Annotated in this window: 20 protein-coding genes; 11 read left to right on the top strand and 9 right to left on the bottom strand. The window is 75.6% G+C overall.

All coding sequences use genetic code 11. The features are described from left to right. Window positions 1-86: 86 nt before the first annotated feature. The 4 genes from D7M15_RS20285 to D7M15_RS20270 form a co-directional block, all read right to left on the bottom strand. Window positions 87-2,222: a hypothetical protein gene (locus D7M15_RS20285; RefSeq protein WP_121518813.1), complete on the bottom strand. Its 2,136-nt coding sequence runs from the start codon at window positions 2,220-2,222 to the stop codon at window positions 87-89. Window positions 2,223-2,299: 77 nt separating this feature from the next. Beyond that, the gene (locus D7M15_RS20280) at window positions 2,300-4,312 is read right to left on the bottom strand and encodes a DUF3492 domain-containing protein (RefSeq protein ID WP_121518812.1); all 2,013 of its coding nucleotides are present in this window, start codon (window positions 4,310-4,312) and stop codon (window positions 2,300-2,302) included. Between the two features lie 287 nt (window positions 4,313-4,599). Beyond that, window positions 4,600-6,162, bottom strand: coding sequence for a DUF3152 domain-containing protein (locus D7M15_RS20275; protein WP_121518811.1), 1,563 nt, complete (start codon window positions 6,160-6,162; stop codon window positions 4,600-4,602). Continuing rightward, window positions 6,162-7,172: an alpha/beta hydrolase gene (locus tag D7M15_RS20270; protein WP_121518810.1), complete on the bottom strand. Its 1,011-nt coding sequence runs from the start codon at window positions 7,170-7,172 to the stop codon at window positions 6,162-6,164. Before D7M15_RS20270 ends, D7M15_RS20275 begins: the two co-directional genes overlap by 1 nt. A 144-nt stretch (window positions 7,173-7,316) precedes the next feature. Between D7M15_RS20270 and D7M15_RS20265 the strand changes: the two genes are divergently transcribed. The 4 genes from D7M15_RS20265 (at window position 7,317) to D7M15_RS20250 (ending at window position 9,162) form a co-directional block, all read left to right on the top strand. Continuing rightward, complete coding sequence (locus D7M15_RS20265) at window positions 7,317-7,550, top strand: hypothetical protein (RefSeq protein ID WP_121518809.1); 234 nt, start codon at window positions 7,317-7,319, stop codon at window positions 7,548-7,550. Between the two features lie 157 nt (window positions 7,551-7,707). After that, window positions 7,708-8,334 carry a TetR/AcrR family transcriptional regulator gene (locus D7M15_RS20260; RefSeq protein WP_121518808.1) on the top strand — a complete coding sequence of 209 codons (627 nt, stop codon included), beginning with the start codon at window positions 7,708-7,710 and terminating at the stop codon, window positions 8,332-8,334. A gap of 149 nt (window positions 8,335-8,483) precedes the next feature. After that, a complete protein-coding gene (locus D7M15_RS20255; protein WP_206337394.1) occupies window positions 8,484-8,711 on the top strand; it encodes a DUF3107 domain-containing protein in 228 nt (75 codons plus the stop codon). Between the two features lie 160 nt (window positions 8,712-8,871). Next, the gene (locus tag D7M15_RS20250; protein ID WP_121518807.1) at window positions 8,872-9,162 is read left to right on the top strand and encodes a hypothetical protein; all 291 of its coding nucleotides are present in this window, start codon (window positions 8,872-8,874) and stop codon (window positions 9,160-9,162) included. A 145-nt stretch (window positions 9,163-9,307) separates the two neighbouring features. On the opposite strand, the gene D7M15_RS20245 is transcribed toward D7M15_RS20250, so the two are convergent. Then, complete coding sequence (locus D7M15_RS20245; protein WP_121521101.1) at window positions 9,308-10,069, bottom strand: ferritin-like fold-containing protein; 762 nt, start codon at window positions 10,067-10,069, stop codon at window positions 9,308-9,310. 513 nt (window positions 10,070-10,582) lie between these two features. Here D7M15_RS20245 and D7M15_RS20240 point away from each other — a divergent pair. Both D7M15_RS20240 and D7M15_RS20235 read left to right on the top strand, forming a co-directional pair. Further along, complete coding sequence (locus D7M15_RS20240; protein WP_346428818.1) at window positions 10,583-12,160, top strand: DEAD/DEAH box helicase; 1,578 nt, start codon at window positions 10,583-10,585, stop codon at window positions 12,158-12,160. A gap of 181 nt (window positions 12,161-12,341) precedes the next feature. Then, a complete protein-coding gene (locus tag D7M15_RS20235; protein ID WP_121518806.1) occupies window positions 12,342-13,208 on the top strand; it encodes an alpha/beta hydrolase in 867 nt (288 codons plus the stop codon). Between the two features lie 33 nt (window positions 13,209-13,241). Here D7M15_RS20235 and D7M15_RS20230 read toward each other — a convergent pair whose 3' ends face one another. Further along, window positions 13,242-14,087, bottom strand: a complete 846-nt coding sequence (locus tag D7M15_RS20230; RefSeq protein ID WP_121518805.1) for a PHP domain-containing protein — start codon at window positions 14,085-14,087, stop codon at window positions 13,242-13,244. Between the two features lie 86 nt (window positions 14,088-14,173). Further along, complete coding sequence (locus tag D7M15_RS20225) at window positions 14,174-14,812, bottom strand: DUF6758 family protein (RefSeq protein WP_121518804.1); 639 nt, start codon at window positions 14,810-14,812, stop codon at window positions 14,174-14,176. Between the two features lie 171 nt (window positions 14,813-14,983). Here D7M15_RS20225 and D7M15_RS20220 point away from each other — a divergent pair, with 171 nt between their 5' ends. Beyond that, on the top strand, window positions 14,984-16,282 hold the full coding sequence (locus D7M15_RS20220) for an MFS transporter (protein ID WP_121518803.1): 1,299 nt from the start codon (window positions 14,984-14,986) through the stop codon (window positions 16,280-16,282). Between the two features lie 7 nt (window positions 16,283-16,289). On the opposite strand, the gene D7M15_RS20215 is transcribed toward D7M15_RS20220, so the two are convergent. After that, window positions 16,290-16,895, bottom strand: coding sequence for a suppressor of fused domain protein (locus D7M15_RS20215; protein WP_121518802.1), 606 nt, complete (start codon window positions 16,893-16,895; stop codon window positions 16,290-16,292). A gap of 466 nt (window positions 16,896-17,361) precedes the next feature. Here D7M15_RS20215 and D7M15_RS20210 point away from each other — a divergent pair, with 466 nt between their 5' ends. Together D7M15_RS20210 and D7M15_RS20205 are read left to right on the top strand one after the other, a co-directional pair. Then, on the top strand, window positions 17,362-18,480 hold the full coding sequence (locus D7M15_RS20210) for a magnesium and cobalt transport protein CorA (protein ID WP_121518801.1): 1,119 nt from the start codon (window positions 17,362-17,364) through the stop codon (window positions 18,478-18,480). Between the two features lie 9 nt (window positions 18,481-18,489). Then, on the top strand, window positions 18,490-19,062 hold the full coding sequence (locus D7M15_RS20205) for a hypothetical protein (protein WP_121518800.1): 573 nt from the start codon (window positions 18,490-18,492) through the stop codon (window positions 19,060-19,062). A 69-nt stretch (window positions 19,063-19,131) separates the two neighbouring features. On the opposite strand, the gene D7M15_RS20200 is transcribed toward D7M15_RS20205, so the two are convergent. Further along, entirely contained in the window at window positions 19,132-19,866 is a 735-nt protein-coding gene (locus tag D7M15_RS20200; protein WP_240649390.1) for a hypothetical protein, read from the bottom strand. 270 nt (window positions 19,867-20,136) lie between these two features. Between D7M15_RS20200 and D7M15_RS20195 the strand changes: the two genes are divergently transcribed. Both D7M15_RS20195 and D7M15_RS20190 read left to right on the top strand, forming a co-directional pair. Next, window positions 20,137-21,492: a CBS domain-containing protein gene (locus D7M15_RS20195; protein ID WP_121518799.1), complete on the top strand. Its 1,356-nt coding sequence runs from the start codon at window positions 20,137-20,139 to the stop codon at window positions 21,490-21,492. Next, complete coding sequence (locus D7M15_RS20190; RefSeq protein WP_240649389.1) at window positions 21,485-22,156, top strand: DUF1003 domain-containing protein; 672 nt, start codon at window positions 21,485-21,487, stop codon at window positions 22,154-22,156. Before D7M15_RS20195 ends, D7M15_RS20190 begins: the two co-directional genes overlap by 8 nt. Window positions 22,157-22,167: the final 11 nt, after the last annotated feature.

Genomic DNA, 22,167 nt, shown 5'->3' with positions numbered 1-22,167 from the left:
GGTGGGTCGAACGGTGGTGCGGGACGGGCCTGTTCGGGGACGGGCGGGGCGGAAGGGGGACGTGGGGTGGGTGTCGGGGACGGCGGTCAGGGGGCGGCCGTCCCGTCGTACGCGAACGGGGTCGGGTGCGCGGGCGGGCCCTGCGGCGCGGCCGGTACGGGGTGCGCCCGCGGTACGGGGTGCGCGGCCGGTACGTGGTGCGCGGACGCGCCGGTCAGCACGCGGGCGGCGTACGCCAGCAGCGCGAGCGCGACGGCGGCGCAGAGCAGGGCGGGCACGGCGGACGGCCCCCACTCCCCCGCCGTGCGCGCCACCGGCACGTCCAGCGCCTCGGCGCCGGGCAGCCGGGCGGCGAGCACGGCGCCCAGGGCCAGCGCCTCCAGCGCGCAGGCCGCGCCCGTACCGACCACGGCGGCGCGCGCGAAGCCGTGCACGGCGAGCAGCAGCGCGACGAACAGCAGCACGCCGAGCGCGGCCGTGGCGGCCTGCGTACCGGCGGGTGGGAGCGCGCCGTCCGCCACGAGCCCCGCCGCGCACTCCACGGCGAGCAGCAGCGCCGCGAACACCGCGACCGCGACCGCGAGCAGCGGGCGTACCCCCGACGCGAACTCGGCGAGGGTACGGCTGCGCGCCAACCGCCGCCGGGCGCGCGCCGCGAACCACCGCGCGCACCAGACGGCGGGCGCCACGGCGCACGCGAGGGCGATCGGCACGGACCGGCGCGTTCCGGCGGGCGCCGCGTCACCGGGGTGCGGGCCGCCCGCGAGGAGTTCGGCCAGGAGCCAGTCGCCGCGCAGGGCGTAGCCGAGGAGCGCGCAGAGGGCGAGTGCGGGCACGACGGGGAGCGGGGTCCGGGGCGGCTCGCCGTGCACGTGCCCGTCCTCGTGGGCGTACGCGTGCCCGTGCCGTACGGGGGACGCGTGCGCGGCGTCGCGCAGGAGCGGCCGTACGGCCCACCACAGGGCGGCGAGCACCGCGACAGTGCCCAGTACGGCGACGCCCTGGCGGGCCGGGCCCGGCAGGTCCGGGCGCGCGAGCGCCGCGAACGCGGCGCAGCACAACACCCCGGGCAGCAGCGGCACGGCGACCCGGAGGGCGGCCCGCCGGAGCGCGGCGGCGACGCGGCGGCGCAGCGGCGGACGGCCCGCCGCGCGCGCGGCGGGTACGGAGGGCGCGGACGGTGCGGCCGTACGGCGCCGGGCGGTACGGGTGCGGGCGGCGCGGCCGGTACGGGTGCGGGCGCGGGTGGCGGGCCCGGCGGAGGTGCCGCCGCCCTCGCCGTCGGGGTGGTCGGTGCCGTCGGTGCTCTCCGCGTGGGGCACGCGCGCGTACAGCTCCTCGGCGAGCGAGAAGACGTCGCGGTGCCGGAAGCGGGCCGCCGTACGGTCCGTGACGCCGCGCGCCTCCAGCCCGGCGGCGATCTCCAGCGGGTCGACGGCCCGTTCGCACAGCTCGCGGTACTGCCGCATCAGCGCGCGCACCGGGTCGGCGGACACCCGCCCGCGCGGGTCGCGACCCGACCCGTCGGGCGCCTGCGGCTCGGGGGCGGGGGCGGGGGCGTCGGGGGCAGGGTCGTCGGGGACGTGCGGCTCGTCGTGCGCGCCGGGCGCGTCCGGGCGTACGGCGTCCTCGGCGGGCGGCCCGTCCGCCGGGCGCGGGTCGGCCGCCACGGACGGGGGCGCGGCGGACGGCACCGGCACGACGGGCCGGTCGCGGCGCGGCCCCTTCGTCACCCCGGTCTGCTCCACGGCGGGCACCCGCGCGGCGTCCAGCGGCGCCACGTCGTCGGCCTGCCCCGCCTCGGGCCAGACGACCCGCGGCGCGTCCGGCGTCGGCGCGTCCGCCGGAGGCGGACCGTCCGCCGCGGGCGCCGTACGGACGGGGACGTGCGTCGCGTCCCCGGCAGTACGGGGCGGCACACGACCGCCCACGACGCCGTGGACGCGCGGCGGCTCGCCGTACGGCTGCGGCGCGGGCGCGGCGGGCGCCGCGAACGGCCCCGGCTCCGGCTCGGGCCCGTCCAGGAGCACCCACGAACGGGCGTCCCAGGCGCCGGGGTTGACCGGCGCCGACGCCGCCGGACCGGGCCCGCCGGGCCGCTCGCCGTCCGCGTGCGGCCCGGCGTCGGGGGCGGGGGCGGGGGCGCCCTCCGGGCCCGCGCGCCACCCGCCTGCGTCGCCCGTCGGGCCCGCCGCGCCGACGTCCTCCGTGCCGCCCCCCACAGGCGGACCGGAGGCGGGCGCGGCGGACTCGGCGGACCGCGGTGGGGGCGGGGGCGGGAAACCAGGTGCGTGGGGGGTCACTTGGGGTCCTCCTTTCCGTGCCGGGCGGACACCCGCGGCGGCGCGGCGCCTCGTACGGCGTCGGCGCGCCCCGTACGGCGTGCCCAGGTGGGTGGGGTGCCGGGGCGGGGGGCGCCCGGCTGCGGTTCGGTGCGCGCGGGCGGCCGCTGGCCCCCGGCGTGGTGCCCGGCGGGGCCGCCGGAGGCACCCGTGGGCGGGCGCGTGGTGCCCGCCCAGCGGCCGGGCAGGTGCGCCTCGGCCGGGCGGGCGAAGGGCAGCGGGTGGCGGGTGCCGTCCTCGCCGGTCGCGTCGGCGGTGTCGCGGCGCACGGGGCAGTGCGACATCAGCTCCAGGTAGATGGCGCGGAACGCCTCGATGTTCTGCTCGGCGGTGAAGAGTTCGAGCGCCCGCGCGCGGGCCGCCGCCCCCAGGCGCGCGCGGCGCGCGGGGTCGCGCAGCAGCGCGACGCACGCCTCCGCCAGCGCGCGCGGATCGCGCTGCGGCACGACCAGCCCCGTACCGCCGATCACCTCGCACACCGCTCCGGCGTCCGTCGAGACCGTCGCCCGCGCGCAGAACATGGCCTCCACCAGGGAGACGGGGAACCCCTCGACAAGGCTCGACAGGACGACCACGCCCGCCGACGCGTACGCGTCCGCCAGCGTCGGCACCCCCGGACCGCCGACCGCGTCGAACACGACCGGCGCCTCCTCGGGGCGCGCCTGCCCGCCCGCGCGCCCGGCCGCCGTACGCGCCCGCTCCGCCGCCCGCTCCGCCGCGCCCGTACGCGGCCCGTCGGCCGTACGGTGCGCCGCCTCGTCCGCCGTACGGCCGGCGCGGGCGTCCGCGACGCCGCCGGGGAAGAGCTGGCCGGCCAACTCCCGGCAGTGCGCCGCGTATTCGTTCGCGGCCGCCTCGTGCGCGCCGGAGGTGTCCACGATGCGCAGCCGCGCGCGCGGCACGGCCTTCCGCACCTCGGCGAACGCGTGCAGCAGCGCCACCAGGTCCTTCGCCGGGGCGATCCGCCCCACCCAGACCAGCGTGCCGCCCCCGCCGCCCGCGCCGCGCGCCGCCGCGTCCGCGGTCTCCTCGACGACCCCCGCGAAGGGGGTGGCGTCCATCCCCGGGTACACGGTGCGCAGCCGCTCGCGGCGCGCGCCGAAGCGCTCCTGCCAGCGGCGGGCGTGCGCGTTGCCGGGGGTGATCAGCTGTGCCCGCGTGTACGTCTCGCGGGCCAACCGGGCCTGGAACGACGCCAGCAGGGCACGTACGGGAGCGCCCGCGGCGGACGGCGCGACGGCGTCCGCGGCGCTCGCCAGGTAGTGCTCGCGCAACCGCACGCCGTACTCGGTGACGAGCAGCGGCGTGCCGTACGCGCGGGCCGCCAGCAGCCCCGCGAGGGCTGCGGTGCCGCCGCCCACGGCGTGGCAGAGGTCGGCGGCGGCGAGGCCGCTGTCGCCGTCCGGCTCGCCGTACCAGTCCAGCGACAGCGGGCGCAGCGCGCGCTCCAGCCGGTCCACGACGGCCAGCAGGTCGGGCACCTTCGCGGACTGCGCGGAGCGCAGCGCGCCGGGCGCGCGGCAGGCGGACTCCAGGATGCGGACGGCCCGTTCGGAGCGGAGCGCGGCGGGGAGTCCGCCGTGCTGCCGGGCGAGGGAGGCGAGGCCGTACAGGCCGGAGGCGAAACGGTCCGCCAGGGCCGTGGAGCCGTCGTCGGGGCCGACGGCGCAGACGGCCGCGGCCAGCTCGCCGAAGTGCGCCTCGAACAGGCGCCGTTCGCGCCGCCCCTCCAGGCCGCGCCCGCCGCCGGGCTCCGCCGCGGGGGCACCGCCCCACAGGGGGGCGACGGACACCCGCGCGACGTTCCGCGGCAGGTCGCACCAACCGGCCCGCTCCTGGCGGGCGCTGCGGGTCAGCGCGTACAGCTCGAACTCGTGGCTGTCCAGTCCCCGCAGCAGCCGGTCGCACCAGAGCACCGACTCACCACGCGCAGACGGGTAACCACCCTCCGTCAGCAGTGCCACGCGCACGGGCGCACCCCCGGTCCGTCGTCGTCCATGCCACTGACGGGGCTCCGCAGTGGTGTGATGCGACCGACGGTATGCGGCTGACGCCCGACAGTGATGGACGGTTGTCCGTCGCGCCACCAGAAGGGGTGAACGGTCGTGACTTTCCCTGCGGTGAGGCGTTCCGGGCGGCTAGAGGCCGGACGCGCGCCGAGGGGAGCGCCCGTACGCCCCGCGCGCGGGCCGACGCGACGGGGCCGCGCGCGCCCCGCGTACCGAGCGCGCCGCGCACGCCGTACGCGCCGGGCCCGCTACGCGTGCGGGAACGGCCAGGCGTTCGGGCGGCACGTCCGGCCGTCCGTCGTCAGCGTCTTGGTCTGCTGCATCATCACGGGCGCGGCCTCGCCCCGCTTCTCGCAGCCCACGTGGTCGTGCCCGAGGCGGTGGCCCACCTCGTGGTTGATGAGCATCTGCCGGTACTCGCCCATCAGCTTGTCCCCGAAGGTCTTCGCACCCTGCGCCCAGCGGTAGGCGTTGATCATGACTCGGTTGGTCGCGGCGGAGTCGCAGGAGACGTTCTGCTCGCGGGTGTCCAGGCCGGACTTGGCGCACCACTCGGCGGTCGTGCCGGGGCTGGCCAGGGTGATGACGAAGTCGGCCCGCCCGGAGGACACGCGCTCGAAGCTGCGGGCGTCGTCGTGCGCCCAACTCCGTTCGTCGTTCAGGGTGGTGTGCACGGCCTGCGCGAACAGCTCGCCGTCGAGCGGGAGTTCCTTCTCCACGTCGACCCGGTAGCGCATCACCGGGCCGCCCTCGGCGCCGGTCTGACGGCCCGGTACGGCCGTGAAGTCGCCCGGCCCCTTCAGCTTCCCGTCCAGCGGCAGCACCGCGGCCAGCTTGTCGTCGTACGTGAGCGGCGCCTCGGGCTTCGCGGGCCCCTGCGCGGGGCCGGGGCGCGCGTCGGAGCGGGAGGCGTCGTCGCCCCTGCCGCGGTCGACGTCGCGGCTCGCGGCCCGGGTGTCACGGTCGTGCGAGCCGCTGACGATCTGCCCGCCCACGACGACCGCGAGCACCGTCGCGACGGCCGCGGCGCCCACCCCCGCGAACGTGCGCTTGCGGGCGGGCTTCCCACCGCCCGTGTCGACCACCGCCAGGGGCGCGTACGGCTCGTCGTCGTCCGGCGGGCGCCTTCCCGGGCCCGGCTCCGGGCCGCGGTCCTCGTCGTCCCGGTCCCCGTCGGGCGCGCGCCGCTCCCGTACGGCCAGGGGCTTCACCGGGAAGTCGTCCAACGGGTGGCCGGGCTCCGGGGGTTCGAACTCCGGGGGGCCGGGGTCCGGCTCCTCGCGCCCCGCCCGCGCCGGTGGCTGCTGCTGCGACTGCTTCTGTGGCTGCGACGGCCGCCGGGGCTGCGGTTTCCGCTGCGGGGCGCCCGCCGCGAAGACGTTCTCGCCCGTGTCGTCCAGGGCGTCGAACGCGTCGAGGTACTCCTGCCGGGGCCCGGACGGCCGGTTCGGCGTCCCCCGGCCGGGCAGCGGCGACACCCGCGGCACGCCGCCGGTGGGCGGGCCCTGGCCCGCGCCCGACGCGCCCCAGCCGCCGCCCGGTTCGCGGTGCTGCGGGTGCCCGCCACGGGTGGCGGGGCCGACGCCGGGCACACCGCGCGGCGGCGTACCGGGCCCCGGCCCGGCCGCGGGGCCGCCGAACAGCGACGTCCCGTGCGCGGGCGTCCCCGTCGCGTCGGCGCCGGGCGCGCCCCGCCCACCGGGCGGTCGTGCCGACGGCGGCGGCTGCCGCGGCACCTCGGCGGCGGCACCCTCGGGCGCGTCGGGGCTCCCGGCGTCCCCGCCGCGGCGCTTACGGCTGTGGCGTCCCACTAGGCACCCCTCGTCAGGGTCTCGGAGTTCACGGCGGTCCCGTCCGGCGCGCGGCCGGTCTCGGTGAGCAGTTCGCGGAAGGCGCCCGCGACCACTTCGGGATACTCCATCATCGCCACGTGTCCGGACTCCGGCAGGGTCAGCAACCGCGAGTCGCGGAAGGCCGCGTTCGCCCGGCGCGCCATCCGGTAGGACACCAGCAGGTCGCGCCCTCCGTACACCAGCAGCGTCGGCGCGAGCACCCGCTCGGCCTGCCGCCAGAGGGAGTGCTGGCCGCCCATCGTGTACGCGTTGACGATGCCGCGCGCCGAACCGGCCAGCGAGTCCCAGAAGTACGGGAGCGTGAGCCGCCGTTCGTACTCCTCGACCGCCAACGCGAAGCCCTCCGGTGTCACCCGTCCGGGGTCGCCGTAACAGAGCGCCAGTACCTCACGCGTGCGGCGTTCCGCCGTCCAGCCCTTGGTGAGGCGCCCGAACAGCCCGGCGACGCCGGGTACCGCGAGGAGCGCGGTGGGCACGGCCGTACGCTGCGGCCGCAGTTCGGGCAGCGCGGGCGAGACGAGGGTGAGCGTACGGACGAGGTCGGGGCGTACGGCGGCGACGCGGGTGGAGACGGCGCCGCCCATCGAGTTGCCCAGCAGGTGCACGGGGCCGCGGTCGGCGGCCTCCAGGTAGCGGATGACGGCGCGGGCGTGGCCCGTCACCGAGTAGTCCCCGTCGTCGGCGGGCGGGGAGTCGCCGAAGCCCGGCAGGTCGACGGCCTCGCCGTCGACGGTGTCGTCGAGCAGCTCCATCAGGAGCGACCAGTTCTGCGAGGAGCCGCCGAGCCCGTGCACGTACAGCGCGGGCGGCAAGCCGTCCCGTCTCGGGACGCGGGACCGCACTCCGAGCGTGAGGCCGGGCAGCCGCACGGCGCGCAGCGACTCGCCGTCTCCGACGCGCGCGCTGCTGGTGGGAGGGACCGCGGGGGGCATCGCGGCCTGGATGTCGGGCTGCTCGGTCGACGACATGGGGCAATGTTACGAGACGATCACGTACGGGCTCACGTGTTCGGCCGCACGGAGGGGGAATTCGTACGACCGGCGACCTGCTGGCGACGGCCGGAGGACGCTCGTACGCTCGTACGAAGGGCTCCGGCCCGGAAGGGGATCGACATGAACGTGGACCCGACCGACCCCGACACCTTCGAGGACGGCGAGGACGGCGGCGAGGACGGACCGGGCGAGATCGCCCTCGAAGCCCCCGAAGCGGACACCACGGAGCAGCGCACGCACGCGCTCCGACAGCGGGAGGCACCGCTGACCGCCCGTGGCGGCGAGGAGGCGGACCCCGCGGACGCCGCCGAGCAGGCGCGGGAGGTGGAGGTGAACGAGGACGAATACCGTTAAAGCGGCACGACTCGGTCCGGCTCTCCGTCCAGCCGGTGAAATTCTCCGCCCGCGGGACGCACAGCGCTGTTACCGAAAAGTACGATGACGGTTCGGCGCGCGCGGCGCGCAGGATGAACGTCCCCCGGTTCCGCCGGGGAAGTACCGGGAGGCGAGCGTGACAGCGACCGAGCCGACAGCAGAAGCGCGCCCGCGCGGCACGCGCCTGCCGCGCAGGGCGCGGCGCAACCAGCTGCTGGGCGCCGCCCAGGCGGTCTTCGTCGCGCAGGGCTACCACGCGGCGGCCATGGACGACATCGCGGACCGGGCCGGGGTCAGCAAGCCGGTGCTGTACCAGCACTTCCCCGGCAAGCTCGACCTCTATCTCGCCCTCCTCGACCAGCACTGCGAGTCGCTGCTGGCCGCGGTGCGCGCGGCGTTGGCGTCCACCACGGACAACAAGCTGCGCGTCGGCGCGACCATGGACGCGTACTTCGCGTACGTCGAGGACGAGGGCGGCGCCTTCCGGCTGGTCTTCGAGTCCGACCTGACGAACGAGCCCGCCGTACGGGAGCGGGTCGACCGGGTCAGCCTCGACTGCGCCAAGGCCGTCAGCGAGGTCATCAGCGAGGACACCAAGCTCCCCGACGAGCAGGCGATGCTGCTGGCGGTGGGCCTGTGCGGGATGGCCCAGATCACCGCGCGGTACTGGCTCGGCGCGGGCCAGCGCATCCCGCGCGACGCGGCGGCGCGGCTGATCGCGTCGCTGTCGTGGCGGGGCATCGCGGAGTTCCCGCTCCAGTAGCGCCCGCCTCGCAGGGCCCCGGCACCGGGCGTCGTGTTCGCTGTTGGCATGCGGCCTCGTGCGCCGCCGCGGTACGCGGGCGGGCTAATCTGTGCTGCGTACCGCGCGGCTGGCCGCGCACCCAACTGACCGTTCGGAGGGACATAGCCGTGGAGGTCAAGATCGGCGTGCAGCACGCGCCCCGCGAGATCGTCATCGAGAGCGGGCAGACCGCCGACGAGGTGCGGAGCGCGGTGGAGACGGCGCTCGGCAAGAACGGCACCGTGCTCTGCCTCGAGGACGAGCGCGGACGGAAGGTCCTGGTGCCGTCCGACCGCGTGGCGTACGTCGAGATCGGCGAGCAGGCCGCCCGCAAGGTGGGCTTCGGCGCCATCTGACCTGCCGTGCGCCCCTGTTCGCGGGGCGCGCGCCGCAGCCGACGGCGGCCGCGGTGAACTCCCGGGCACACACCCGAGAATTCACCGCGGCCGCCGTTTCACATTCTCTTCACCCGGGGAGTACGGGAGCGACCGCACGACACCACCTCTGGGAGGCCCCGTGTTCTGGGAAGCGCTCGGCTCCGCCGTCCTCGGACTCGTCCTCGCGCTCGCGGCCGTCCGCTGGCTGCCGTCGCGGCTCCCCGACCGGGTGCTGGTCCTGGGCACCGGGACCGCCGCCGCGCTGCTCGGCGGCGTGATCACCCGGATCGTGCTGGGCACCGGGCACTCGCTGGTGACCCTGTCCGTCGCCGCCGCCGTGAGCGCGGCCATCCTCTCGCTGCTGCTGGGGAACGTGCGGCCGCCCGTCACCTTCCGACCGGAGGTCGCGCCCCGACCCCGCGTCCCCTGACCCGCCACCGGACCCGCCCTCGGCCGCCGCCACCCGCGGCGGCCGTCCCGCGTCCGGCCTCCCGTACGCCGTACGCCACGGGTCCCGTGTCACCGGCCGTACGGCACGACCCGTACGCCGCGCCCCCTACGTCACCGGCCGTGCGTCACGCCGCCAGCCCCAGCGCCGCCATCCGCTTCGTGTGCGCCTCCGTGATGCGCGAGAACATCCGCCCGACCTCCGCCAGGTCGAAACCGTCCGCGACGCCGCCGACCAGCATCGTCGACAGCGCGTCCCGGTCCGCGACCACCCGCTGGGCCTGCGACAGGGCCTCTCCCATCAGCCGCCGCGCCCACAGGGCGAGCCGCCCGCCGACCCGCGGGTCGGCCTCGATCGCGGCGCGCACCTTCTCGACGGCGAAGCTGGAGTGACCCGTGTCGTCGAGGACGCCGAGGACGAGCGCGCGGGTGTCGCTGTCGAGCCGTACGGCCACCTCGCGGTAGAAGTCCGAGGCGATCGAGTCGCCCACGTACGCCTTGATCAGACCCTCCAGCCAGTCCGAGGGCGCGGTCTGGCGGTGGAACTCGTCGAGCGGCTTCGCGAACGGCCGCATGGCCTCCGTCGGGTCCTCGTCGATGTCCGCCAGCCGCTCGCGCAGCCGGTCGAAGTGCTGGAACTCCGCGGACGCCATCGACGCCAGCTGCGCCTTGTCGGCGAGCGAGGGCGCGAGCTTGGCGTCCTCGGCCAGCCGCTCGAAGGCGGCCAGCTCGCCGTACGCCAGCGCGCCGAGCAGGTCGACGACCGCGGCGCGGTACTGCGGGTCGGCGGACGCCTCCGCCCAGTCCTGGGCGGCGATCCCGCCGGTCTCGCCGCTGCTGTCGTCGTCGGCTGCCGCCGCGGTGTCGGGGGTTGTGTCAGACGTCTCCATGCCGTGCACGATAGCCCGCACGACCAGGGTCGGGAGGCCCTGTTCCGGCTGCCGGACCGCCCCACGGAACTCGTACACAACAATCGCCCCGGTACACATGCGCGTATCCGGGGTACAGTGATATCGGCCCACCTGATGTCGGTGGGCTCCACGCATATGCGGATGCCCGGTCGGTGGCCCGATCGGCTCCGACCCGAAAGCCCTCCGCCGGGCCCGTGCTCCCCGCACGGACCGCGGCAACGAGGGGCCGCTCGCGCGATACGGGCGCTAGAGCGAGAGCTTGTGGTCCCGCACCGACTGGCGGACCGAGGCCGAGAAGGCCGATCCGCCGTCCGGTGCGGTACGACCCGCCCTCGCTCCGCTGGGGACCAGGTCCCCTACGACGCCCCGTTCCGCGTCACACAGAAGAGGACAAGCATCCTGTCCACCACGTTCCGAGAGCTCGGAATCCTTTCCGAGACAGCCGAGGCCCTCGAAGCCGTCGGCATCACCGTCCCCTTCCCCATCCAGGAGATGACCCTCCCCGTCGCACTCGCGGGCAGCGACGTCATCGGCCAGGCCAAGACCGGCACCGGCAAGACGCTGGGCTTCGGGCTGCCGCTGCTGGAGGCCGTCACCGTGCCCGCCGACGTCGAGTCCGGCCGCGCCGGACCCGACCGGATGACCGACGCCCCGCAGGCGCTCGTCGTCGTACCGACGCGTGAGCTGTGCCAGCAGGTGACCAACGACCTCCAGACCGCGGGCAAGGTGCGCAACGTCCGCGTGCTGTCCATCTACGGCGGCCGCGCCTACGAGCCGCAGGTCGAGGCGTTGAAGAAGGGCGTCGACGTCGTCGTCGGCACCCCCGGCCGCCTGCTCGACCTGGCGGGCCAGCGGAAGCTGGACCTGTCCCACGTCCGGTCGCTGGTCCTCGACGAGGCCGACGAGATGCTGGACCTGGGCTTCCTGCCGGACGTCGAGAAGATCATCCAGCTGCTGCCGGTGAAGCGTCAGACGATGCTGTTCTCGGCCACCATGCCGGGTCAGGTCATCTCGCTCGCCCGGCGCTACATGAGCCAGCCCACGCACATCCGCGCCTCCGAGCCGGACGACGCGGGCCAGACCGTGGCGAACACCACGCAGCACGTGTTCCGCGCGCACAACATGGACAAGGCCGAGATGCTCGCCCGCATCCTCCAGGCCGACGGCCGTGGCCTGGTGATGGTGTTCTGCCGGACGAAGCGGACCGCGGCGGACACCGCCGAGCAGCTCGTACGGCGCGGCTTCGCGGCCGGTGCCGTGCACGGCGACCTCGGCCAGGGGGCGCGCGAGCAGGCGCTGCGCGCGTTCCGCAACGGCAAGGTGGACGTGCTGGTGTGCACGGACGTCGCCGCGCGCGGCATCGACGTCTCCGGCGTGACGCACGTCGTCAACTACCAGACGCCCGAGGACGAGAAGGCGTATCTGCACCGCATCGGCCGTACGGGCCGCGCGGGCGGGTACGGCACGGCCGTCACCCTGGTCGACTGGGACGACATCCCGCGCTGGCAGCTGATCAACAAGGCGCTGGAGCTGGACTTCAACGACCCGGAGGAGACGTACTCCACGTCCCCGCACTTCTACGAGGCGCTGGGCATCCCCGCGGGCACCAAGGGCATCCTGCCGCGCGCCGAGCGCACCCGGGCCGGGCTGTCGGCGGAGGAGGTCGAGGACCTGGGCGAGCCCGGTTCGCGGGCGCCGCGCGGGCGTCGGCAGGCCGCCGAGGAGCGGCCGAAGCGCACGCGTGCGCCGCGGGAGCGCCGCCGTACGCGCGGTGGCAGGTCCGTGGACGGCGCCCCGGGTGACGCGGTCGCGGCCGTGGACACCGCCGGGGGGCAGGCCGCCGAGGCAGCGGCCGGTCCGCAGGCGGACGGCGAGGCGCCGGCGCGCGCGCCGCGCCGCAGGCGGCGTACGCGCTCGGGCGGCGGCGGCACCGGCCAGCAGGCGGCCGCCGAGGCGGCGCCCGCGGCGGAGGGCGACGCGTCCGCGCCGTCCGACGAGTCGGCCGCGCGCAAGCCGCGCAGGCGGCGCCGGTCCCGGCCCAAGTCGGGGACGGGGACGTCCGAGGGCTGAGCCCCGGACACCACCTAGCCGTACCCCTGGCAGCGTCACCGCGCCCGTCGTGCCCCGCGCACGGCGGGCGCGGTCGTGCGTACGGGGGTGTTGGCCGGTGCGTACGGGACGGGGCGCGCGTACGGGCCGCGTGCCCGGGGGCGCGTGCGGGGGCGGGGCGCGCGGGCAGTAGCGTCCTCGCATGAGCAAGCCGCCGAACGTCGACCTCCCGGCCGGTGCCCGCGCGTTCCCGCTGGTGACGGAGCGCGGCGAGTTCGCCGCGCACGAGGCCGGGAGCGCCCGGCACGGTACGGCCCTGCTGCTGCCCGGTTTCACCGGCAGCAAGGAGGACTTCATCGCGTTGCTGACCCCGCTGGCCGACGCCGGTTACCGGGTCGTGGCCGTCGACGGGCGCGGCCAGCACGAGTCCCCCGGGCCGTCCGACGAGGCCGCGTACGGGCAGGACGAGCTGGCCTCGGACGTGCTGGCGCTGCTGGCCGCCGTGGGCGAGGGCGACCGGGTGCATCTCGTGGGGCACTCGCTGGGCGGCCAGATCTCGCGGGCGGCCATGCTCCGCGACGCCTCCCGCGCCGCGTCGCTGACGCTGCTGAGCAGTGGTCCGGCGGCCGTCTGCCGGGCCCAGCGGGAGCGGCTGGAGCTGCTGGTCGCCGGGCTGGCCGTGCTGGACATGGAGGCCGTCTGGCAGGCGATGCGCGAGCTGGACCCGCCGGAGGCCGCCGACGAACGGACGCCGCCCGCCGTACGGGAGTTCCTGCACCGCCGCTGGATCAACACCGCGCCGCAGCAGGTGACGGCGGCCGCCCGGCAGCTGCTCGACGAGCCGGACCGGGTCGCGGAACTGGCCGCGCTGGACCTGCCGGTGCACGTGCTGTCCGGGGAGGCGGACTACGTGTGGCCGGTGGACTGGCTGGACGACATGGCCGTACGGCTGGGCGCGCGCCGTACGGTCGTCGCGGGCGCCGAGCACTCGCCGAACGTGGACCGGCCGTCGGAGACCGCGCACGCGCTGGTGCGCGGCTGGGAGGCGGCGGCGCGCACCGGGCGGTGACGCACCGGCCGGTGAGGCGGCCCGCCCGGGGGCTCAGCCCGTGATCGGCTTCGCGCCCGTCGCCCGCGCGACGAGCCGCTCGTACGCCTCCGGGGACGTGGTGTGCGCGCCGAGCGCGACGTCCTTGCGGCTGCCGTGGTAGTCGCTGGAGCCGGTGGCGAACAGGCCGAGGTCCGCGGCCATGCCGTGCAGCCGGGTGCGGGTGGCGGGCTCGTGGTCCATGTGGTCCGCCTCCAGTCCGTCGAGTCCGGCGGCGGCCAGCTCGGCCAGGACGGACTCGGGCACGCACTCGCCGCGCTTGACCGCGAGCGGGTGCGCGAAGACCGCGACGCCCCCGGCGCCCTTGATGAGGCGGACGGCGAGGAACGGGTCCAGCTCGTGCTTGTCCACGTAAGCCCGCCCGTCGTTGGCGATCCACTCGCTGGTGAAGGCGTCGGAGACGCTGTCCACGACGCCCAGTTCGACCATCGCCGTGGCGATGTGCGGCCTGCCGACGGCGCCGTCGCCCGCGATCTCCGCGACCCGCTCCCAGGTGACCGGCACGCCCAGCTCCCGCAGCTTCCCGACCATGCCGCGCGCCCGCGGCACCCGGTCGTCGCGCACCAGCTCGCGTTCGCGGGCCAGCTCGGGCTCGGCGGGGTCGAAGAGGTACGCGAGCATGTGCAGGCTGATGCCCTCGTAACGGCAGGACAGCTCGGCGCCGGTGACGAGGGTGAGCCCGGTGGGCAGCGCCGCCGCGGCCTCGTCGTGGCCCGCGACGGTGTCGTGGTCGGTGAGGCCGACGACGTCGAGGCCCGCGGCGGCGGCGTTGCGTACGAGTTCGCCCGGGGAGTCGGTGCCGTCGGACGCGGCGGAGTGGGTGTGCAGGTCAATACGCACGGGCGGCGCTCCAGCGGGGCAGGCGGCGACGGTCGCGGCCCACCCTACCGGCGGGCGGGGACGCGCCCGCCGGTCTGGGCGATGTCCTAGGCGAGGATGCGGGGCGACAGGGCGCCCAGCGGCAGCAGGTCGACCTCGGCTCCGGCGTCCCGCAGGTCGGTGAGGACCAGTTCGTCGTAGAGCAGCAGCCCGGACTGCTCCGGCCAGACGATGGCCCACAGCCACAGGCCGCGCGCCTCGCCGGCGAAGACGGCGCGGTCGGCGGGGGCGTCCCCGACGTGCCAGAGCGGGGTGGGGCGCCCGGCGGCGAGGACCTTGGCCTGCGGGGGCTTGTCGACGCACATGTACGGGCCTGGGTCGGGGCCGTCGATCCCGGCGTAGCGGGCGCCGAGGCCGACGCCCAGCTCCTCGGCGACGAGCAGCAGCTCGCCGGGGCCGCCGAGCGGTCCCGGTCCGGAGCAGGCGACGACGGTGGCGCGGCCGCCGTTGCGGTCGTCGCCCGCGCAGGCGACGCCGGAGAACAGCCAGCCGACGGGCAGCGGCCAGGGCATCCACACGGGGACCCGGGTCCGGCCGACGACGACGGCGAGCGCTTCGACGCTGGGCGGTATCACCGGTTGCAGCGGGTGGACGCTGCCGTGCGCGTCGCACTGCCAGGTGTCCGCGAAGAGACCGGGCGCCCGGACCCGGCCACCACATTTCGGGCAACTCGGTTCGCCCCTCATGAAGCACCACGTTCCTACCAGGCCGCCACGGCGTCAAGGACGATCACCCGCCGACCCTCTTCCGAGGCGCCCGAAAGCACCCTCCCGGGATAGATGTAGCTTGCATTAATTAGCATGCCTAACCTAATATGCGGAGCGGACACCGCGCGAGGCGGAGAGGGGAAGGACGACATGGCGGACGCGCACGACCCGTACGACCCGTACGACGGAGACCGCACCGACGGCGGGAACGGGACCGGGAACGGCGGAGACGACGGCGGCGGCATCCTGCGCCAGCCGAAGGCGGTCTGGGCGACGGCGGGGGCGGCGGTCGTCGCGTTCATGGGCATCGGCCTCGTCGACCCGATCCTGCCGTCCATCGCGGCGGGCCTGGCGGCGTCACCGAGCGAGGTGTCGCTGCTGTTCACCTCGTACTTCCTGGTCACGGCCGTGGCCATGCTGTTCACCGGCTTCGTGTCCAGCCGGATCGGCGGGCGCCGGACGCTCCTCGCGGGCCTCGCGCTCGTCGTCGTCTTCGCCGCGCTGTCCGGGACGGCCGGGTCGGTGGACGAGCTGGTCGGCTTCCGTACGGGCTGGGGCCTGGGGAACGCGCTGTTCGTCTCCACGTCCCTGGCCGTCATCGTCGGCGCCGCGTCCGGCGGGAGCGCGGCGGCGATCCTGCTGTACGAGTCGGCCCTCGGCCTCGGCATGGCCTGCGGCCCGCTGGTCGGCGCCGTACTGGGCGACCTGAACTGGCGCTACCCGTTCTTCGGCACCGCCGTCCTGATGGCCGTCGGCTTCGCCGCCATCGCCGCGTTCCTGCGCGAACAGCCGCCGCCCGCGCGGAAGACGGGGCTGCTCGACCCGCTGCGGGCGCTGGGGCACGGCGGGCTGGCGTCGACCGCGGCGGCGGCGTTCTGCTACAACTACGCCTTCTTCACGGTGCTCGCCTTCACGCCGTTCGTGCTGCACATGTCGCCGTACCGCTCCGGCGCCGTCTTCTTCGGCTGGGGCCTGCTGCTCGCCGTCTTCTCCGTGCTCGTCGCGCCCCGGCTCCAGCGCCGTTTCGGCTCGCTGCGGGTGCTCGGCGGCTCGCTGCTGCTGCTCGCGGCCGACCTGCTGGTGCTCGGGTACGGCGGGCACGCGGCGGCCGTCGCGGGGACGGTGCTGTCGGGGGCGTTCATCGGGGTCAACAACACGGTGTTCACGGAGCTGGCGCTCGGCGTCTCGGACAGCCCGCGGCCGGTGGCCAGCGCGGGCTACAACTTCGTACGGTGGTTCGCCGCCGCGGCGGCCCCCTACCTGGCGCCGAAGCTCGCGGAGTGGACGGACACGCACGTGCCGTTCGTGGTCGCCGCGGTGGCCGCCGTGACCGGCGCGGCGATCGTGTGGGCGCGCCGGGACGCGCTGCGGCACGGCGCCGGAGACGCCGGGGAGCCGCGCGCGGACCGCGCCGGACGGGCGCCCGCGCCCGCCGCCTCCACCGCCTGACGGCCGGTCAGTCGCCCAACGGGACCGGCCCGCGCAGGGGATCGCGCAGGTCGGTGCCGTGGCGCAGCCAGCGTTCCTCCAGCGCGGCCGCGCCGTGCACCCGCTTCCACGCCGCCTCGGTCGGCGCCATCGGCAGCAGCGGCAGGAACCGTACGGCCTCCCGCGCCCCGTCCGGCTCCAGGTCCGGCACCAGCCCGCCGCCCTCGGCGACCAGCACGGAGGTGAACCCGGCGCCGGGCCACAGCGGTTCGCCCACGTCGAGCGACGCGCCCGGGGCCACGACGACGCCCTCGACCTGGGGCGACGCGGCGAGCACGGCGAGCGGACGCAGCACCTTGTCCAGGGTGCCCGCGGGCACCCGGCCGGACCGCAGGGACAGCAACAGCTCGGCGCGCGGCCCCCGTTCGGGGTCCGCGAGGAGCGCGGCGGGGTCGGCCATCGGGGCGGCGGACATGCCGAGCGTCGCGTACCGTACGACGGCCTCCGGCCCGCCCGCGCCGAAGCGCAGCACCTCGATGCGTTCGGTGCCCAGGAAGGTCACCGCGGCGCGCGCGTCGGGCTCACCGAGCGCCGTACGCAGCCGGGATTCGGCGCGTTGCAGGACGTCCACCATACGAGCGAGCATAGAGCGCGTAAGCAGTCGGCAAACTGCGGCCCGCCCGGCCCCTGTCTGGTCCGGGCGGCGTCCCGTGGGTGCTAGCGTGGGCCGTCGGCCAGAGCCGCGTGATCGTCCCCCACGGGGGACCGGCTGGAGGAGGTGGGGCGCATGGATCCGAGTCGACCGTGCAGTACCGACGGTTCCTCCGCCAGGCACCCACGCCCCCGCGTCTGAGGCCCCTTCCCACCGCTGAACCGCTGAGCGGTGACGTCGCGGGTCCGCCGGGAGTGCGTACGACGGAGGAGCGCCCACGTTCCGCTCCCCTTCCCACCGTCAGCGAACGCCGTCAGCGCGGCCTCGCGCGGTGCCCGCTTTGCAGACCTCCGGCCGTGTCCCGTACGGGGACCGCCGGACCGTAGGTCCCCATTCCGGGCAGCGTTGCGCCTGCCGCCGACGGCTCGGCATCCCCCAAGGAGCCAGCATGTCGATGATCCGAGACCTGCGCGCCGCCGTACGCCCCGCCCTCCTCCGCCGGGGCGGCCACACGTCGTACGCCTACGACAACACCCGCACCCCGGCCGCCAGCGCCGTCGTGGACTGCGCCGTCTACCGCGACGGGTGCCGCGAGGAGAACCAGCTCAACCCGGCGGAGGCGCTGCGCATCGTGCGGTCCGGCGCCGGGGACGGCGAGTTCGTGTGGATCGGGCTGCACGAGCCCACGGAGCAGGAGTTCTCCGGCATCGCCCAGGAGTACGGGCTGCACCCGCTGGCCGTCGAGGACGCGGTCCACGCGCACCAGCGGCCGAAGCTGGAGCGCTACGACGACAGCCTCTTCACCGTCTTCAAGACCATCCACTACGTCGAGCACGCCGAACTCACCGCCACCAGCGAGGTCGTGGAGACCGGCGAGGTGATGTGCTTCACCGGCCGGGACTACGTCATCACGGTCCGGCACGGCGGCCAGGGCTCCCTGCGGGCGCTGCGGCACCGGCTGGAGAGCGACCCGGAGCTGCTGGCCAAGGGCCCCTCGGCGGTGCTGCACGCCATCGCGGACCAGACGGTGGACGGCTACCTGGCGGTGGCGGACGCCGTGCAGGACGACATCGACGAGGTCGAGATCGAGGTCTTCTCGGACAGCGCGGTGCAGCGGCGACGCGGCGGCGACGCGGGCCGGATCTACCAACTCAAGCGCGAGGTGCTGGAGTTCAAGCGCGCCGTCTCCCCCCTGCTGCGGCCGATGCAGCTGCTCGCGGAGCGTCCCGTACGACTGGTGGACCCGGACATCCAGAACTACTTCCGGGACGTGGCCGACCACCTGACCCGCGTGAACGAGCAGGTCCTCGCCTTCGACGACCTCCTCAACTCCATCCTCCAGGCGAACCTGGCGCAGGCCACCGTCGCCCAGAACGAGGACATGCGGAAGATCACCTCGTGGGCCGCGATCTTCGCCGTGCCCACGATGATCGCGGGCATCTACGGCATGAACTTCGAGCACATGCCGGAGACGGAGTGGACGTACGGCTACCCGTCCGTCCTCGCGCTCACCGCCGTGATCTGCGTCGCCATCCACCGGGGATTCAAGCGCAACGGCTGGCTGTAGCCTGCCCCCATGACCGCCCAGCAGCCGCCGCAGGACCCGTCCGGGACGCCCGGAACCGCCGACCGCGCCCTCGTCGAGGAGGCCGCGAAGAAGTCGGGGCTGCTGTGGGTGCGCGGCCCCGTGGGACCGGCCCGCGCGCTGTGGCACGTGTGGCACGAGGGCGCCGTGTGCCTCGTCGGTGACGGGCCGCTGGAGCAGCCGCTGGACGACCTCGGGCTCACCGACGGCGCCGCGGCGACGGTGACGGCGCGCAGCAAGGACAAGGGCGGACGGCTGGTCGCCTGGCCGGTACGGGTCGCGGTGCTGGAGCCCGGCGGCGAACGGTGGACGGCGGCCGTCGAGGAGTTGAAGGGCAAGCGGCTCAACGCGCCGGACGCGGACACCGTCACGGACCGCTGGGCGCGCGAGTGCCGGGTGCTGCGGCTGGAGACGGCGGGGGCGCCCGGCGAGCGCCCCGGCGCGATGCCGGACGGGTCGCACGCGGCGGCGCCGCTGCCGACCCCGGCGACGACGCGCCGCCCGGCCCCGGCGGCGCTGCCGCGCCTGCTGTTCGGCCGGAAGCGGCGCGCGACGCGGGGCTGAACGCCGGGGCGTTCGGCGCGGCCCGGCGTACGCCGTACGGCCCGCCCGTACCCGTACGGCGACGGCGGCTCAGCGGCCCGACGAACCGTCCGACGAGCCCTCCGGGGAGACCGCCTCGCCGTAGTCGACGACCTGCTCCTCCTTCGGCGCGCTCAGCGCGAAGCTCTTGTTCCAGTCGTCGAGCCGCACCGTGCCCGCCGAGCCGCCCCGTTCGAGCCGCAGCGGGTACGGGGTGCCGTCCAGGGCGACCTCGAACATGCCGCCCTTGCCCTCGCCCGCCCGCAGTTGCAGCGTGGCGGTCCCGTCGACCTCGCCGTGGTCGCCGGTGTCGCGTTCGCCGTCGAGGGTCAGCAGCCCGTCGAGCATGACGCGCATGTCGGTGAAGACGCTCAACTGCTCGTACGCCGGGTCCTCGTGCGGCACCTTGACGTACTTGCCCTCCAGCTTGCCGGCGGCCGCCACGTCCGCCTCCGACGGCTTCGCGTCGTCGCCCTGCTCCTTGTGCGCCCAGAACTCGGAGTCGGCCTTCAGGTACAGGTCCTTGTCGACGCGCATCAGCTCGAACGTGTCGCCGCCCTTGCTGGACACCTCGCCGACGCCGCCGTTCTGCTTGAGCCGCATCTCCAGGCGGTACGTCTGCCCCTTGCTGACGACCGTCCCCGACAGCCGTACGGACCGGGCCCGTTCGACCGCCGCCCGCGTCTTCTTCTCGATCTTCGGCGCGGACAGTCCGTCCACCCCGTTCGACCCCTTGGGCCCCTCGTCCTCGCCGCCGCACGCCGTGAGGACCGCCGCCAGTCCCACGCACAAGGCCCCCGCCACAGCTGTGTCACGTCGCGTGCGAACGCGTACAGTCACGTCGGCTTCCTCCTGCGGTTCGGCGGGTGGGCGAAGCGGGAACGACCGCACCTTACCGGGGTCCGGCCGACGGTCCGTCAGGGAGCCGTCCCGGACGGTGCCGGTCCGCACCCCCGGGCCGGTGCACGTTAGCCTGAACCGGACATTGCACCCGCCGGAACGACCGCGCGGGACCGCGCGCACGGCGCGGACGAACGGACGTGAGGAGGCAGCCGGATGGCGGCGAGCTCCTCACGGGTCTTCGTGTCGCACCTCTCCGGGGTCGCGGTCTTCGACCCCAACGGCGACCAGGTCGGCCGCGTACGCGACGTGGTGGCGCTGCTGCGCCCCGGCGGGAAGCCGCCCAGCGTGCTCGGCCTGGTGGTGGAGGTGGTCAGCCGCCACCGCGTGTTCCTGCCGGTTACCCGGGTGACGGGCGTCGAGTCCGGCCAGGTCGTCACCACCGGCGTGCTCAACATGCGCCGCTTCGAGCAGCGCGCGGGCGAGACCCTCGTCCTGGGCGAACTGCTGGACCGCCGCGTCACCCTCGTCGAGACCGGCGAGGAGGTCACCGTGCTGGACGTCGGGCTGATCCGGCTGCCCGCCCGGCGCGACTGGCGGATCGACAAGGTCTTCGTCCGCAAGGGCGGCCGTACGCTGCGCCGCCGCCGCGAGACGCTCACCGTCGAGTGGTCCGCGGTGACCGGCTTCGCGCTGGACGAGACGGACCAGGGCGCGGCCAACCTCCTCGCCACGTTCGAGCACGTCCGCCCGGCCGACCTGGCGAACATGCTGCACCACTTCTCCCCCAAGCGGCGCGGCGAGGTCGCGGCGGCACTGCACGACGACCGGCTGGCGGACGTGCTGGAGGAGCTGCCCGAGGACGACCAGGTCGAGATCCTCGGCAGTCTCCAGGAGGAGCGCGCCGCGGACGTCCTGGAGGCGATGGACCCGGACGACGCCGCCGACCTGCTGTCCGAACTGCCCGAGCAGGAACGGGAACGGCTGCTGGAGCTGATGCGGCCGAAGGACGCGGCACCCGTACGGCGCCTGCTGTCGTACGAGGAGGACACCGCGGGCGGCATGATGACCACGGAGCCGATCGTGCTCGGGCCGGACGCCACGGTGGCGTACGCGCTGGCCCGCGTACGGGTCGCGGACCTGTCCGCGCCGCTCGCCGCGCAGGTGTACGTGTGCCGGCCGCCCGACGAGACCCCCACCGGCCGCTACCTGGGCGTCGTGCACTTCCAACGGCTGCTGCGCGACCCGCCGTTCACCCTCGTCGGCTCGATCGTCGACACCGACCTCCAGCCGATCGCGCCGGACACCCCGCTGCCGGAGCTGACCGGCTACCTGGCCACGTACAACATCGTCGCGGCACCCGTCGTCGACGAGGGCGGGCACCTGCTGGGCGCCGTCACCGTGGACGACGTGCTCGACCACCTGCTGCCGCACGACTGGCGCGACTCGATCGGGCCGGGCGCCGGCGAGCCACCGCACGGGCGGGACGACGGCACGCGGGACGACGACGGCGGCGGTAGGGGCGGCGACACGGGTGGGAGCGGCGAGGGGCAGGGTGCGGGCGGTGGCTGAGCGCGAGGAGCGGACACAGCGGCGGGCGGAACGGAGCCGCAGGCTGGACGTACCGCGGGCACCGCGCCGGGGGCTGCTGCCGGAGTACGACCCGGACGCGTTCGGACGGCTGTCGGAGAAGATCGCCCGCTTCCTGGGGACGGGGCGGTTCCTCGTCTGGATGACGGTCACGGTCGTCGCGTGGATCGCCTGGAACTCGGTGCTGCCCGCGGAGATGCGCTTCGACGAGTACCCGTTCATCTTCCTGACGCTCGCGCTCTCCCTCCAGGCGTCGTACGCCGCCCCGCTGATCCTGCTGGCGCAGAACCGGCAGGACGACCGGGACCGGGTCAACCTCGAACAGGACCGGAAGCAGAACGAACGCAGCATCGCCGACACCGAGTACCTGAGCCGCGAGATCGCCGCGCTGCGGCTGGGGCTGGGCGAGGTCGCGACGCGCGACTGGATCAGGTCCGAGCTGGAGGAGGTGCTGAAGGAGCTGCGGCAGGGCGACGGGCACACCCAGCGGTACGGGCCCCCGGAGCGGGACGCGGACGACACGCGGCAGGACGTACGGGACGGGCGGGGCGCGCGCGACGTACGGCGCGAGCGGGACGACGTACGGCGGGAGCGCGGCGACGCACGGCGCGAGCACGGCGGGGACGGGCCGCGCCCGGAGGCGTGACCAAGACCGCC

Origin of the sequence: Streptomyces sp. Z26 (assembly GCF_003665095.1) — a bacterium.
Classification (GTDB): Bacteria; Actinomycetota; Actinomycetes; order Streptomycetales; family Streptomycetaceae; genus Streptomyces; species Streptomyces phytohabitans.
This window is presented reverse-complemented; position numbering and strand designations above follow the sequence as displayed.